Source organism: Mesorhizobium sp. LCM 4577, assembly GCF_001854795.2.
Taxonomy (GTDB): domain Bacteria; phylum Pseudomonadota; class Alphaproteobacteria; order Rhizobiales; family Rhizobiaceae; genus Mesorhizobium; species Mesorhizobium plurifarium.
Genome location: NZ_MDDU01000054.1, coordinates 90,325 through 104,073, shown reverse-complemented (window position 1 = coordinate 104,073; position 13,749 = coordinate 90,325). Strand labels below are relative to the sequence as shown.

Here is a 13,749-nt window from a genome sequence, read left to right as displayed (position 1 = left end):
TCCGGTGGTTCGACAATTCACGCCTTCATCCGCGGATCGCTTCGCCGGCGCGCCTCGAACGGCGGGCCGTCACGGGCGGGTGATCCTATAGACCAGCATCGTATCCGAATCCACAAGCTTGGTCGCGGTCTTGTCGAGGTGGTCGATCACCCCGTCATGATGTTTCATGAACTGCCGGTCCTGTTTGTCGGCGGCGTTCTTGGCCGCGCCGAAATAATCCGCGCCCTGCGCCCGTAAGTCCTCGAGCTGCGCGATCGCGGTGGCATCGTCCTCGACGAATTTCGACCATTCGACGTCGCCGCCTCCGGGCGGGAACACCCAGCCGCGCGCCCGGCTGTAGTAGACCGCGACCGGATCGCCGGCCTCCGGCGCGATGGCGACGACAAGCTCGCCCGGCTGGGCGACCCGCGCCAGCTGCTCGCCGAGCAGCTTGCCGTTCATGGCGATTGGCGCCTTCATCGTCTTGAGCAGCGGAAAGGTGGAGAGCGTGAGCGCCAGCGCCGCGATGAACACCGAGCGCAGCATCACAGCCGGCGCGAGAACTGGTCCGGTGCCGAGCGTCGCCAGCACGAGCGCGCCGCGGCCGCAGAACATCGCCAGCGGCACGTGGAAGATATGGTAGTTCCACGGATTGCTGGTGATCTCGCGCGCCGCCGCGACATAGACCACCGCCGCTGCCGCGAGCCAGGCATAGGGAACGGCAGACAGCGCCCGCTCGCCGCTTGCGGCGGGCTTCGGTGGCATCCAGAAGCCAATGGCGATGAGGATCATGAACGGATAGCCGTAGAACCACCAGACCGACGTGTTCCAGACCGATTTGAGGTAGAAACTGTTCTTGAAGAACGTCCAGAAGCCGGAATCCCAGATATAGCCGGAGCCGGCCACGTGGTAGGGCGGGTAGCTGCGGCCGAGATAGATGGCCCAGCCGAAATAGGCGGTGATGACCACCAGGCTGATCAGTCCGCTGAGCAGAACCCGCGCGGCCTGCCTGTAGCGCCGTTGGAGGATCCAGCAGACCGTCAGGTAGAAGATGACGGCCCCGGCGGCGAGCCCTGGCGGCTTGGCCAGCGCGCCAAGCGTGAAGCTCAGCGTCGCCAGCGGCAGCAGCCACGGTTTGCCGCCTGCCCAGTATTTCGCGAACAGCCACACGCCGAGYGTCACCAGCGCCAGCATCGATGGATCGGGCAGGAACGAACTGTCGATCATCGCCGCCCCCGGCATCAGCGCATAGGCAAGGGCTGCCGCATGCGCATGCACCTCGTCCCAACAGAGCGCGGTCAACCTGTGCAGCGAAAACACCGTCACCATGCCGAACAGCGCGGCGACCATGCGGCCGAACCAGTCGTGCCAGCCGAAGAGTTGGTAGAGCAGCGCGGCGGAATAGCTAACGATCTGGAATTCCCGGCCCTGGTAGCTGGGTCCCGGGCCGGTCCAGCTGACCTCGGGAAAAAAGATGTTCCAGCTATGCTGCTGGAAATTGTCGGCCATCATCGCGGTGCTTGTCTCGCGCCAGCTGAAGGCGTCGACCAGTGGCTGGGTGATGTTGTGAAAACGCGCGATGGCGGCAACCAGCAAGATCGCCAGCAGGATTGCGGTGTGGATGCGTGCTGCGCCGACAGCCCGGCGCATGCCGGCAAACGCCGCGCCTTGCAACTCGGTCGTTCCTGCGCTGTCTAACATGTGGAGCAGCCCCCCGCCGAAGCTATTCTGGCGACATCCAATCGCCAAACAAGGTCAGACTATCACAACATTGTAATATCTCTGGTTAACTAACGGCTTGCAGTGATCACTTGAGCCTCGATTCAGTTGACATCGCAACACCCGCGGCTGTTAATGGTCTCAAGGGCGCTGATCGCGCCGCCATCGGGCCGACAGGCCCGGGCATCGTGACGGCTCGCGGAAAGCCCGAAGAAACATCTTCCAGATCATGGTTCATCGGCCCCGCCGTATCGGGGTCGAAAGGGGGTATCGATATGCGCATGTTCATCGGGACGACAGTTGAAACCACATCGCCATGTGAACCGGCTCGACTTKAGTTCAGCCGGCCCCATCGGCTTGCGGGAGGCGGCTGGCTGGTTGCGCTGCTGGTCGCCTGCGGCCAGCTTGCTCTTAGCGGCCCCGCCAGCGCGGCCCCACAGAGGAACGGCGCGACAGTCGAGGCGGCCGCCAAGCCCGACATTGCTCCGACGGCTTTCGAGCTGCAGCTTCTCTATGCCGATCGCACCTGGAACTGGAAGAACGGCGCCGCCTATTTCGGAATGGACAGACGCCTGCATGCCTGGACGAAAGGGGAGGATTCCCCCGCCGTCGGCGAGGGCCGCTGGCTGGTGACGGAAAAGGGCAAGATGTGCATGGAACTTGCCTGGCGCGCCAAGACTTATTCCACCAAGCCGCAACGCACCTGCTACAGCCATCGTGTCAACAAGGGCAACATCGAGCAGCGCAAGGACCCTGACGGTACCTGGTATGATTTCAAGCACGCCAAGGACGATCCCGCCGACGAGCACCAGAAGTTCGAGGCGGGTAACACCAAGGGCGCGCAGTTCGACGAGACCCGCAAACTGGTCGACAGCAAGAGCTGAAGCAATTCCAGGAAAAGCGTGAGTTGGCTTCGGCGGTTTCGCCGTGGCCTCCGTCCAGATTGCGCTCGCGCAACCGGCTGCAAAAATAGGAGGCTCGCTGAGACGGCCTTAGCCGAACTCAGCGAGCCCACGCCCCGACACATTACTCACAGGGCCGACCGTCGGCCTTGCGGGCCGGCGTTTCTGATTGACGCTCGCGCCACGCGGCGCGCGCAATGCGCGCGCCGCGGCGGCCGAAACGCCGGAATTGGGCAAGGCCGGGCCTAGCCCGAAGAAGGGAGCGGCCGTCCTCACGATGGTGTCGATGTCGGAAAGCTGCGCCACAAAGCCCAGCTGTTCGCGGGCAAGGCTGGGGTCGGCGAAAAGCCCTGCCGGATCGCCAGGGCGGCGCGCCTTGTACGTGGCCGGGACGGGCCGCGAAGTGATCCGCTCGACCGCGTCCATGATCTGCCTGATCGAGACCCCGCGGCCGGTGCCAAGGTTGACCGCAAGGCTTTTGCCGCCGGCCTCCAGATGCAGCAGGGCCTTTAGGTGCGCCCGGGCGAGGTCGCTGACATGGACGTAGTCGCGCACGCAGGTGCCGTCCGCCGTCTCGTAGTCGGTGCCGAAAACCTCGATCGCCTCGATCATGCCGGACGCCGCCATCAACACCCTGGGAATGAGATGGGTTTCCGGCGTGTGCCATTCGCCGAGCTCGCCGTCGGGGTCGGCGCCACAGGCGTTGAAGTAACGCAGGATTGCGTATTTCGTACCGTAAGCCGAGCCATGATCCCTGATGATCTGTTCGCCCATCAGCTTGGTACGGCCGTAAGGGCTGATTGGGTTCTGAGACGAGGTTTCGCGCACGGGCAGCGTCTCGGGCATGCCGTAGGTCGCGCAACTGGAAGAGAAGATGATGTTGCCGATGCCGTTTGCCCGTGCGGCCTCGAGCACGGCGATCGTCCCGCCGACATTGACCGAATAATAGTCCGCGGGGTCGCTGACCGACTCGCCGACATAGGCAAGCGCGGCGAAATGGATCACCGCCTGCGGCCGGTGGATGGCGATGGCTCGCTCGAGCGCGCCGCGGTCGCGGATATCGCCGACCACCAGCGGGCCCCAGGCCACCGCCTGCTCGTTGCCCCGGCTGAGATTGTCGAAGACCACGGGCAGATAGCCGGCTGCCGCCAGCTGCTTGCAGGTGTGGCTGCCGATGAAGCCTGCGCCGCCCGTCACCAGGATGGGTCGGGCACTCATAGCGCCAAAGCCTCGCCGGAGGACAAATGGCCGCCACGTGAGGTTCCGGGCTGACGGCGGCCCAGCAGGGCTTCGAAATAGCCCGCGGTGTAGGCCAGCCCCTCGCTCAGCGGGACCTTTGGCTTCCAGCCGAGCTGCTGCTCGGCGAAGCTGATATCGGGCCTGCGCTGTCGGGGATCGTCGACCGGCAACGGCCTGTGTACGATCCGCGAGCGGGAGTTGGTGCAATCGAGAACGAGCTCGGCCAGTTCCATGACGGTGAACTCGCCGGGGTTTCCGAGGTTGACCGGATGTTTCGGCGCCGTCGGCGACCGCATCAGCTGAACAAACCCTTCGATGAGGTCGTCGACATAGCAGAAGGAGCGCGTCTGCGTGCCGCTGCCATAGACGGTGATATCGTCTCCGCGCAGCGCCTGGACGATGAAGTTGGACACCACGCGTCCGTCATCGGGCTGCATGCGCGGCCCATAGGTGTTGAAGATGCGCGCGACCCGGATGTCGAGGCCGTAAGTTCTCGAATAGTCGAAGAACAACGTTTCGGCTGAGCGCTTGCCTTCGTCGTAACAGGCGCGCGGGCCATGTGTGTTGACGTTGCCGAAATAGCCTTCGGGCTGCGGATGCACCAGCGGATCGCCATAGACCTCGGAGGTCGAAGCCTGGAATATCTTGGCGTTGTGGCGCCGGGCGAGTTCCAGGAGGTTGATCGCCCCGAGCACGCTGGTCTTGAACGTGTGGATGGGATCGGCCTGATAGTGGGGTGGCGAAGCTGGGCAAGCGAGGTTGTAGATCTCGTCGACGACGATATCCGTCGGCAGGGTATCGACAACGTCGTGGCTGATGCAGGTGAAAGAGGCGTCCCGCGCGATACTGGCTAGATTGTATCTTTTGCCGGTGTGGAAATTGTCCAGGGCGATGACTTCATAGCCGTCCGCAAGCAGCCGCTCGCACAAATGAGAACCCAGGAAGCCCGCTCCGCCGGTGACCAGGGCTCGGCCACGATCGATACCCTTTCGACCCGATAGCGCCGGCTTCAGAACTTTGATGACCCTATTCATGGCAACCCCGTACGCACACACACTACCGTTCCGGGACGGGCCTTGCCCGACCAGGTTACAAAGGCGGTTCCTCCGCATAGGCGGAACCGCCAGCACTGATGTGCGTCATAATTTTCTGAGTTCGCGGGGCCGTTGCTCTACGGCATGTCTCTGCCGCTTAAGCGTCCCTTGCGCCCCTAAATCGCGATCCACGAGTCGGTTGCCACCACCGCAGACTGCTCGCCCAAATTGCACACCCAACGCATATAAAGATATACCCGTATCGCGGGTAGTCAACTAAATTAGCGTTTTGTTAACCTCACGCCTTCGCGAGCGGTTAACCGTGAAGGGTGCTTCCTCTGCCCGTCGCCGGTGAGGCCTTGCCTTGGAGCGCCCTGTAACCGTCGTTGCATTCGTCGGACTGCGCAAGCATGTCGAAAGCAGCCTTCGGCGTCACCCTTCAAGTCTCGAAGCAACGCCATCTTGACGCCAGGTCGAGATTGCCGCGCCCTGTCTAGATGTTCTCGGCGAAAGCCCCGGAATTTCTGGCGAAGCAATGCGACTGCTGTCCGAAGCCGCTTGGGCCGCAAACGAAAGCAGCGTTCCCAAGATAAGGGTTGGCGCTTGCAACAGGAGCCGGGCGAGGCGGATTCCCTGTCTGGGCTGGCCGGCTCGGCTTCAAGTCAATCAAGGCGGCGTTGCCGCTTTGCGAGACGCTGAATGAAGTCGATTGGCCAAAATTGAAGTATTGGCAACCGGAAGTTGCCAGCAACGCGCCTAAAAGAAAAAGACCGGACAAGGCCTTGATTGGCATGCGGAAATTGTTGTTGGGGCAGGATCGGCTTAAGCCGCGGTAAGCCATGAGCATGAACTGGTGTCCCCTCAAGGGCGTGACGCTTATGTTCGAATCATCGATAGCCATCCACCTGGCTCATTATGGCAAAACTGATTAATTTAGCGATAGCTGTTTGAATGCGTCCACGGTTTTTCCGCCGCCGCAAGAGGGCAGAACGGCTTGATGGCTGCAGGCGCCGCCATCCGCGTGACGATGGACGAACGGAGGGTAGTCGCGGCCCAACAAAATGGCCCGCGTCCGAGCGGGCCATTTTGTCGTCTACGGCGTCTGATGCCTGCCCCTTACTCCCCGCCCATCTCTTTCTTGAACTGGTCGAAATCGACCTGCATGCCGTTGAAGATGGTGCTCCAGTGGCGTGTCAGCGCCGCCATGGCGACGGCTTCCTGGATCTCCTCGTCGGTCGCTCCGGCGTGCTTGGCGTTCTCGGTGTCCGACCAGATGCAGTAGCTGCAGGGGATTTGTGCTGCGACCGCCAGCGAGATCAGCGACTTCACCTTCGGCGGCAGCGCCGTCTTGTCGCTGAGCTCGATGGCCTTGACCTCGGCCCAGGCGCCGGGCAGACCGGCTTTCGGGAACTGTTTGACGAAGCTCGGCACGCCGCCCATCGTCGACTGGATGTCCTTGAGGGCGGCGTCGTAATCATCGGCCCGGGCAGGCCCGGACGCCAGCACGGTGGCGAATACGCCCGCGGCGGCGATGAGCGAGGCGGAACGAAGGCAGGAATGCACGGTTGAGACGATGCGAATGACCGACATGATGTTCTCCTCTGGTTTTTGTTAGCCTTACGATGTAAGGTATGCGGAAGATGAACCTTACAGTGTAAGTTGTCAAGCGCGACCATGGATGCACCGAGCAAAAAAAAGCGAACCCGCGGAAAACTTTCCCGCGAGATGATCGAGGACGCCGCCTTCGAGGTGATCGAGCGGGAAGGGCTGTCCGRCTTTTCGATGCGCAAGCTCGCTGCCAGGCTCGGCTGCGAGGCGATGAGCATCTACCACCACTTCCCCTCGCAGGCGCACCTCTACGAGGCGCTGGTCGATCGGCAGATGAGCGGTCTCATCATCCCCGACGACAGCCTGCCCTGGCGCGAGCGGGCCCGCATCGGCATGCAGGAATTCCGCCGTGTCGCCACCGAGCATCCGGCCTTCGCGCCGTTCATCGTCGTCTACCGCATGAACTCGCCGCCCTGCCTTGCCAAGCTCAACGCCATCATCGGCCTGTTCGAGGATGGCGGCTTCGGTCCCGAGCTCAGCGCCCGCCTGTTCCGCGCCGCCGGCTACTATCTGATGGGCGCGATCCTCGACGAGACGGCCGGTTACGCCAAGGGGCCGTCGGCGGTCACCACCGTCGGCGAAGAGGAGTTGGCCCGCGACTATCCGAGCGTCGTGAAGGCCGGCGCCTATTTCGGCGCGGCCGGCTTCGACAAAACTTTCGAGCTTGGCCTGGAAATGTTTCTGGACGAGATGGAGCGCGTCCGCGAAGCTGCCCGAAGCGAAAGCCGCTAGTCAGAATGGCGGCCAGCCGCGCACCGAAGAAAACAACCAAGGGTTTGAATGCGCTTCCTCTCAGTCCTTCTCCTCATCGCCGGTGCCGCCATCGGCATCTTCTATCCCTGGGCGATGAGCAATTTTTCCGGCCATGCGATCGGCACTTACCGCGTCTATGAGGGCGGCCGCTTCCGGCCGGTCACCGTGCAGCTCGCCGCAGGCGACGCCCCGGTGAGGGTGCTGGTCGACTTGACCGCGCGGGCCGAGCGCGTCGCCGGCCAGCAGCGCGCGGTGCTAACGCTGACCGCGGCGAGCGGCGGCCGCACGGCGCTGGCCTCGGCGCTCTCCTTCAACCACACCGACAATCCGCGCGAGGCCAGCCCGCAACTGCCCGACAAGATCTTTCGCGACGAGGCAGGCGTCATCGATAGGGTCGCGCCCGGTCCTTATGTCTTCACGGTCGGCCCCGGAGATGCCGACGGCATCGACATGCGTGCGGTCGATCTCATCCTGCGCGCCGGCACCGGCTCGATCGACGAACGCGCTGAGCCGGCCGGCTATACGCTGATGGGCGTAGGCCTTGCCGGGCTGGTGCTGTCGCTTGTCTTCGGACGCGGCGGCGGAGGCCGCCCACAGAATCCCAATTCGCAGCCGCCACCGCCGCGCTGGGGCCGCAACGGTTCGCCACGAGCATGATGCCGAAAAGTGTGAAGCGGTTTTCGGTCGACATCATGCTCCTTGGAGGTCGGCGCGCATGAACTATCGCCATGCCTACCACGCCGGCAATTTCGCCGATGTCGTCAAACATGCCGTGCTCGCGCGCCTCGTTGAATACCTCAAGCAGAAGGACAAGGCGTTTCGCGTCATTGATACCCATGCCGGTGTCGGCCGCTACGATCTTGCCTCGGTGGAGGCCGGCAAGACCGGCGAGTGGCAGGGCGGCATCGGGCGGCTGGCCGAGGCGATGCTCGAGCCGCAAGCGGCGGCGCTGCTTCAGCCTTATCTGGAAGCTGTGCGCGCGCAAAATCCCGATGGTGGGCTCAAGCATTATCCCGGCTCGCCGCTGATCGTGCGCCATCTCCTGCGCAACCAGGACCGGTTGACGGCGGTCGAGCTGCACCCCGAGGATGCCGCGCGGCTGAAATCGGTTTTCGCCGGCGATTTCCAGGTAAGGGTGATCGAGCTCGACGGCTGGTTGGCGCTCGGCGCGCAATTGCCGCCGAAGGAAAAGCGCGGCCTCGTCCTCATCGATCCGCCCTTCGAGGAGGAGGGCGAGTTCTCCCGGCTCGTCGAAGGGCTGCGCAAGGCGCACCGGCGCTGGCCGGGCGGTATCTACGCGCTCTGGTATCCGATCAAGGATCGCAAGGCGGTAACCGCTTTCCGCGCGGCGCTGAAGGAGACCGCCATCCCGAAGCTGCTCGACATCGCCTTCGAGATACGGCCCGCCTCGGACGAGCCCAGTCTCGACGGCAGCGGGCTGGTGGTGGTCAATCCGCCCTATACGCTGGAGAGCGAATTGCGGCTGTTGCTGCCGGCCCTGCACAAGGTACTCGCCGTCCGGCAGCCGTCGCGCTGGACCTTGGAGTGGTTGGCAGGCGAGTAGGGCGTCCGCGTCGCTTTAAGCCAGCGCCGAGGGGGTCACGCCGGTCAGCCGCCGGCTTTCACGGATCAGATGCGCCTGGTCGGTATAGCCGGCCTCGACCGCCAGCAGCGCGGTAGAGGCATCGCTTTGCTGTCGTTGCAGGCGCCGGTACCGGTGAAAGCGCAGGATGCGGTCGAGCGTCTTCGGGCCATAGCCGAAGGCGTCCTCGAAGCGGCGTCGCAGCGTCCGTTCGCTCATATGCAGCTGGCGTTGCAGGAACGGAACCAGTGGCGTTTCCGGAGGCAAACCTTCGTGGATGACGCCGAAGGCCCGATCCATCTGCGGGTCGAGCGCGTCGCGTCCTTCCGTGCGTCCTCCGATCGTCTCTTCCAGGTGACGAACCAGGTCGGCGAGGTTGGGCGTCGGTCTGATGCGGTCGGAAAGCTCCCGACAACGCGTGCCCCACAAATCGCTGAGGTCGAGCCGCCCGCCGACGATCTCGCCGGCCGGCACGCCCAACCAGCCGGCGGCGGCGCCCGGACGGAAGCGGAAGCCCACGATCACCGCGCCGGCGGCAGGCCGCTCAATCTGCGGCTCCTTGTCCGGTCCGGCCACGCGGAAGCGGCCGTCGATCCATTGCAGGTCGATCGTTGCGTCCGGCGTGATGAGGATGGGTGGAACGGCGCGCTCGTCCATGCGGTGGACCCAGACCGCACAGAAGGCAGCGGCCAGGCCGCCAGCGACGGGCCGTTCGCTAAACAAGCCGGTGGTCTGCGCCAGGACCGGTTCCATTCTCTCTCCGATCTGCTCCAGCGGGAGTTGCCGGATCGGTGCAACGGTTATTTTGGCCGAAATATTCAATGCCGGCCACGTCATCCATGACAAAACGGGTGGAACTTCAACGCGCTTCACGCGCTCGCATCAGAACCGCATCCGTTTGCGGCTGTGGTCACGAATATAGAAAGGAGTGAGAGAAATGAAAGCTCGCATCACCGTATTGACGCTCGGCGTCGACGATCTGGAAGCCTCCCTCAAATTCTATCGCGACGGCCTCGGCCTGCCCACCGAAGGCATCATYGGCCGCGAATTCGAGCATGGCGCCGTCGCCTTCTTCGATCTCGCCGGCGGCCTGAAGTTCGCCATCTTCGAGCGTTCGAGCATCGCCCACGACGCCACGGTGCCGCAAAGCGGCCGCAGCCCGACCGAATTGACCATCGGCCACAATGTCGGCAGCGAGGCCGAGGTCGACGCCGTGATGGCCGAGGCCGTGAGGGCCGGCGCGCGCGTGGTCAAGCCGGCGCAAAAAACCTTCTGGGGCGGCTATGCGGGCTACTTCCAGGATCCCGACGATCACCTGTGGGAAGTCGTCCACAACCCGGCCTTCGTCCCCGAGGCCTGAGCGGAGCGACGTATATCATCGAGAGGAGGTCGCCATGCCTGTTCAATCCATTCAAGCGCTTGGCGCTCTCCTTATCGGCGGCGTGTTCGTCTTCGCCGGCATCGAGCATTTCCTGAAATTCGGGGCGATGCGCGACTATCTGGCCGCGCAGAAATTCCCGGCCCCGGCCTTGATGCTGGCCGTCGGTTCGGCGATCGAGGTCATCGCGGGTCTCCTGCTTGCCATCGGCATGGCCCGGTCCTTGGCCGCCGGCGCGCTGGTCGTCTTCACCCTGGTGGCGAACGCGATGCTGCTGCGTTTCTGGGCGAGCGCGGAGCCGGAGCGCCAGGTGCAGCGCAACGCGTTCCTGATCAACATTGCCGTCATCGGCGGGCTGCTGCTTGCCGCCACGTTTTGATGGACGGATGAAGCCTGGAACGAAGTTTGCGGAAACCCCCAAAAGTCTCTTCCGAAAAACCTTTATTTCGCGACCGCTTGACCGCCGCCAAGCGAATCCGCACAGTGCGCAGAACCGACCTCGAGAGGCTGTCATGACTCGCTTCGTCCATTCCGCCCTTGCCGCGCTGGTTGCGCTGTCCACTCCCTTTGCCGCTCCGCTGGGCTTTACCCAGGCGGCGCAGGCCGCCGACCTTTCCGTTTACAGCGGTGACGATGGCAGCGTCTGCGGCGAAAGCTGGGTGCTGAACAAGATCACCGACCGCTTCTCCTATCAGGTGCATCACGTGCCGCATCTGCCGGACGTCGCGATCACCGATTTCCGCAACATCCGCCAGCATCGCTATGAGCCGGCGAGCGACGAGTGGCCGATCGGCCGCCATTATTGCCGCGCCACCGTCAACCTGTCGGACGGCCGCGACCGCTCGATCTTCTATCTGATCGAGGAAGGCCAGGGCTTTGCCTCGATCGGCGACAATGTCGAGTTCTGCGTCTCGGGCTTCGACCGCTGGCTGGTTTATAACGGCCGTTGCCGTGTGCTGCGGTAGGCTGTGCCGATATTCAGGTGATGCCGGCCTGCGAATGGCGGCGCCCTCCGCTTCCGGTGCTCACGTACTTTAAGTACGCTCCGCTCCGGTTCTCGGACGCCGTCATTCTCGACTCGGCCTGACCTGAATCTCGACACAGCCGGGCACTTAACTTCCTACCCTATGTCAAGCTCGGGCCAGCCCGCGCCATTAGCAGCGCGCGCTCCCGCTCATTGCCGGTCAGGTCGGCGGCGCGGCGAAACTCCGCGCGCGCTTCCTCCATCCGTCCGAGCTTGGCCAACAGGTCGCCGCGCACCGTGGGCAACAGATGCGTATCCTTGAGCCGCGGCTCGTCCCGCAACGCATCGGCGATGGCCAGTCCTTGCGCCGGTCCGAACGCCATGCCGGCCGCGACCGCACGGTTGACCTCGACGATCGGCGAGGGGGCCGCCAGCGCGAGCGCCTGGTAATAAGCGGCGATCGCGATCCAGTCGGTGTCGGCCGCGCTCACCGCGCGGGCATGGCAGGCGGCAATCATCGCTTGCAGCTGATAGGGACCTGGCGTCGGCGTGAGCGTCATCGCGCGTTTCAGCCCGTCGAGGCCGCGCCGGATCAGCGACCAGTCCCAGCGGCTGCGATCCTGATCCGGCAGCAGGATCGGATTGCCCGCCCCGTCGGTGCGGGCGCCAAAGCGTGAGGCGCTGAGCTCCATGAGCGACAGGAGTCCGATCACCTCCGGTTGCTCCGGCATCAACGTCGCGAGCAGGCGGCCGAGGCGCAGGGCCTCGCCGCTGAGATCGGCTCGCAGCCAGTCCGGTCCGGAGGACGCGACATAGCCCTCGTTGAAGATCAGATAGATCACTTCCAGGACGGCGCCCAGGCGCTCGCGCCGCTCCTGCCCGCGCGGCGTCTCGAAGGCGATGCCAGCGTCGCGTAGTGTCCGTTTGGCGCGCACGATGCGCTGGGCGACGGTGGCCTCCGGCACCAGGAAGGCGCGTGCGATCTCCGGCGTCGACAGCCCGCCGAGCATCCGCAAGGCGAGGGCCGCGCGCTGCTCTGCCGGCAGCACCGGATGGCAAGAGGTGAAGATCAGGCGCAACAGATCGTCGTCGATATCCTCATCGAGCGCCGCCTCGATGTCGGGCATCGCGCGCTCCAGCTCCGCAAGATCGACGGCCAGCTGCCGATGCTTTCCATCGATCAGCACGGTACGGCGCAGCCGGTCGAGCGCCCGGTTGGTGGCGACCCGGGTCAACCAGGCGGCCGGGTTATGCGGAATGCCGTCGCGGGGCCAGCGCTCCAGCGCCAGCACGAAGGCATCCTGCACCACCTCCTCGGCCAGCCCGACATCGCGCAGGGTGCGAGTGAGCCTGGCGGCGAGCTTCGGCTGCTCGATCCGCCAGACCGCTTCGATGGCCGCGGCTGCGGTCAACTCTTCAGCCCGCTGAAACCTTCGGCCGCCTTCTGGACATCCTCGGGAAAATCGCTCATCTCCTGAACGCGGCGGACCTCGATGACGTCATTGTCCCCGGCGGGGCAGCGGCGGGCCCATTCGATGGCCTCCTCGCGCGAACGTACGTCGATCATCCAGTAGCCGCCGAGCACTTCCTTGACCTCCGCGAAGGGCCCGTCGGTGACAACCGGCTTGCCGCCCTTGAAAGACACCCGCGCCCCAACTGACGGCGGATGCAGCCCATCGAGCGCAAGCAAAACGCCGGCCCGCTTCAGCTCCTCATTGTATTTCATCATCGCCTCCACCGCCTCGGCACTCGGCATCACGTCGGGAGCCGCGGTCGCATAGCCGCCGGGGATCATCAGCATCATGAAGCGCATCAGTATCTTCCTTTCGATCGGGTTGCTTCGATCCTACGACGAACGAGGATCGGCGGAATCGACACAGTGCAAAAAATTAGTCCGATCTATCCTGGGCACCGTGTGGACCGCGGGACATCGCCGTCGTCACAGGCGCACGCCTTGGCCGGACACATACGCGCAGATCAGCTCGATGAGCTGCTTCTGCAGCTCCGGCGCATCGAGCATGTTGCGCCGTRCCGCGTTGTGGATCACGCCCTCGACCGCCGAGGAGAGCACGCGCGCCATCGTCTCGGTGTCCTTGCGGCGCTTGCGATATTGCGCGACGGCGGCCGCGTAATGTTCGAGATAGCGCGCCTGGAACGAGGCATGCGCGGCGCGTGAGCCGCGGTCGCCCGGCGCCTCGTCGAGCAGCACCTGATGCAGCGTCGGATGGATCGAGTGCGCGCCGATCATGCCGCGCACCAGCTCGCGCGCGAATTGCTTGAGCGGCTTCTCGTCCGCAGCCGCTTCGCGAATCACCGACAGCACATGATCGAAGTGACGGCGCCGGATCGCTTCGACCAGAGCCAGCTTGTCGGGGAAATATTGATAGAGCGAGCCGATGCTGACGCCGGCGGCCTCCGCCACCTTGTTGGTGGAAAAGCCCGCCCAGCCGAGCTCGCTCAGAACGTGAGCACCGGCTTCGATGATTGCCTCGACCGTGGCGATCGAACGCGCCTGGCGCGGCTGCTTGCGCATGCGTGCGGCCGGCTTTGCAATGCGAGTAGACATGCTGGCCCGTCTCCCGAGAATATAA

At 64.3% G+C, this 13,749-nt stretch carries 16 protein-coding genes; 7 read left to right on the top strand and 9 right to left on the bottom strand.

What is annotated here, in order from left to right:
• Positions 1 to 69 precede the first annotated feature (69 nt).
• Positions 70 to 1,629: a glycosyltransferase family 39 protein gene (locus tag LCM4577_RS30935; protein ID WP_041008426.1), complete on the bottom strand. Its 1,560-nt coding sequence runs from the start codon at positions 1,627 to 1,629 to the stop codon at positions 70 to 72.
• A 344-nt stretch (positions 1,630 to 1,973) separates the two neighbouring features.
• On the opposite strand from LCM4577_RS30935, the gene LCM4577_RS30930 reads away from it, so the two are divergent.
• Positions 1,974 to 2,582, top strand: a complete 609-nt coding sequence (locus LCM4577_RS30930) for a DUF995 domain-containing protein (protein WP_244508480.1) — start codon at positions 1,974 to 1,976, stop codon at positions 2,580 to 2,582.
• A 108-nt stretch (positions 2,583 to 2,690) separates the two neighbouring features.
• Here LCM4577_RS30930 and galE read toward each other — a convergent pair whose 3' ends face one another.
• The 4 genes from galE to LCM4577_RS30910 all read right to left on the bottom strand — a co-directional run bounded on the left by galE (position 2,691) and on the right by LCM4577_RS30910 (position 6,463).
• Positions 2,691 to 3,818, bottom strand: coding sequence for a UDP-glucose 4-epimerase GalE (gene galE, locus LCM4577_RS30925; RefSeq protein WP_082048896.1), 1,128 nt, complete (start codon positions 3,816 to 3,818; stop codon positions 2,691 to 2,693).
• Positions 3,815 to 4,873, bottom strand: coding sequence for a UDP-glucuronic acid decarboxylase family protein (locus tag LCM4577_RS30920; RefSeq protein WP_052457855.1), 1,059 nt, complete (start codon positions 4,871 to 4,873; stop codon positions 3,815 to 3,817). The genes galE and LCM4577_RS30920 overlap by 4 nt, the downstream gene beginning before the upstream one ends.
• A gap of 493 nt (positions 4,874 to 5,366) precedes the next feature.
• Positions 5,367 to 5,774, bottom strand: coding sequence for a hypothetical protein (locus LCM4577_RS30915; RefSeq protein WP_131803309.1), 408 nt, complete (start codon positions 5,772 to 5,774; stop codon positions 5,367 to 5,369).
• A gap of 215 nt (positions 5,775 to 5,989) precedes the next feature.
• Positions 5,990 to 6,463, bottom strand: a complete 474-nt coding sequence (locus tag LCM4577_RS30910; protein ID WP_052468040.1) for a carboxymuconolactone decarboxylase family protein — start codon at positions 6,461 to 6,463, stop codon at positions 5,990 to 5,992.
• Between the two features lie 135 nt (positions 6,464 to 6,598).
• On the opposite strand from LCM4577_RS30910, the gene LCM4577_RS30905 reads away from it, so the two are divergent.
• From LCM4577_RS30905 to LCM4577_RS30895, 3 genes are read left to right on the top strand one after another with little or no spacing between them, the layout of a single operon-like run.
• Positions 6,599 to 7,213, top strand: coding sequence for a TetR/AcrR family transcriptional regulator (locus LCM4577_RS30905; protein ID WP_244508479.1), 615 nt, complete (start codon positions 6,599 to 6,601; stop codon positions 7,211 to 7,213).
• Between the two features lie 48 nt (positions 7,214 to 7,261).
• Positions 7,262 to 7,891: a hypothetical protein gene (locus tag LCM4577_RS30900; RefSeq protein ID WP_071074607.1), complete on the top strand. Its 630-nt coding sequence runs from the start codon at positions 7,262 to 7,264 to the stop codon at positions 7,889 to 7,891.
• 58 nt (positions 7,892 to 7,949) lie between these two features.
• Positions 7,950 to 8,798, top strand: a complete 849-nt coding sequence (locus LCM4577_RS30895; protein ID WP_071074606.1) for a 23S rRNA (adenine(2030)-N(6))-methyltransferase RlmJ — start codon at positions 7,950 to 7,952, stop codon at positions 8,796 to 8,798.
• Positions 8,799 to 8,813: 15 nt separating this feature from the next.
• Here the strand turns inward: LCM4577_RS30895 and LCM4577_RS30890 are convergent, their stop codons facing one another.
• A complete protein-coding gene (locus LCM4577_RS30890; RefSeq protein ID WP_040984696.1) occupies positions 8,814 to 9,569 on the bottom strand; it encodes a helix-turn-helix domain-containing protein in 756 nt (251 codons plus the stop codon).
• A gap of 184 nt (positions 9,570 to 9,753) precedes the next feature.
• Here LCM4577_RS30890 and LCM4577_RS30885 point away from each other — a divergent pair, with 184 nt between their 5' ends.
• The 3 genes from LCM4577_RS30885 to LCM4577_RS30875 all read left to right on the top strand — a co-directional run bounded on the left by LCM4577_RS30885 (position 9,754) and on the right by LCM4577_RS30875 (position 11,159).
• A complete protein-coding gene (locus tag LCM4577_RS30885) occupies positions 9,754 to 10,176 on the top strand; it encodes a VOC family protein (RefSeq protein WP_071035771.1) in 423 nt (140 codons plus the stop codon).
• A 34-nt stretch (positions 10,177 to 10,210) separates the two neighbouring features.
• Positions 10,211 to 10,573: a DoxX family protein gene (locus LCM4577_RS30880; RefSeq protein ID WP_071035772.1), complete on the top strand. Its 363-nt coding sequence runs from the start codon at positions 10,211 to 10,213 to the stop codon at positions 10,571 to 10,573.
• 133 nt (positions 10,574 to 10,706) lie between these two features.
• On the top strand, positions 10,707 to 11,159 hold the full coding sequence (locus LCM4577_RS30875) for a hypothetical protein (RefSeq protein WP_041008407.1): 453 nt from the start codon (positions 10,707 to 10,709) through the stop codon (positions 11,157 to 11,159).
• Positions 11,160 to 11,319: 160 nt separating this feature from the next.
• On the opposite strand, the gene LCM4577_RS30870 is transcribed toward LCM4577_RS30875, so the two are convergent.
• From LCM4577_RS30870 to LCM4577_RS30860, 3 genes are all read right to left on the bottom strand, one after another.
• Positions 11,320 to 12,570 (bottom strand): RNA polymerase sigma factor, encoded by a 1,251-nt coding sequence (locus LCM4577_RS30870; protein ID WP_071074605.1) that lies wholly within the window; start codon positions 12,568 to 12,570, stop codon positions 11,320 to 11,322.
• Positions 12,567 to 12,971 carry a YciI family protein gene (locus tag LCM4577_RS30865; RefSeq protein ID WP_040984707.1) on the bottom strand — a complete coding sequence of 135 codons (405 nt, stop codon included), beginning with the start codon at positions 12,969 to 12,971 and terminating at the stop codon, positions 12,567 to 12,569. Before LCM4577_RS30865 ends, LCM4577_RS30870 begins: the two co-directional genes overlap by 4 nt.
• 126 nt (positions 12,972 to 13,097) lie before the next feature.
• Complete coding sequence (locus LCM4577_RS30860; protein WP_071074604.1) at positions 13,098 to 13,691, bottom strand: TetR/AcrR family transcriptional regulator; 594 nt, start codon at positions 13,689 to 13,691, stop codon at positions 13,098 to 13,100.
• Between the last annotated feature and the right edge of the window lie 58 nt (positions 13,692 to 13,749).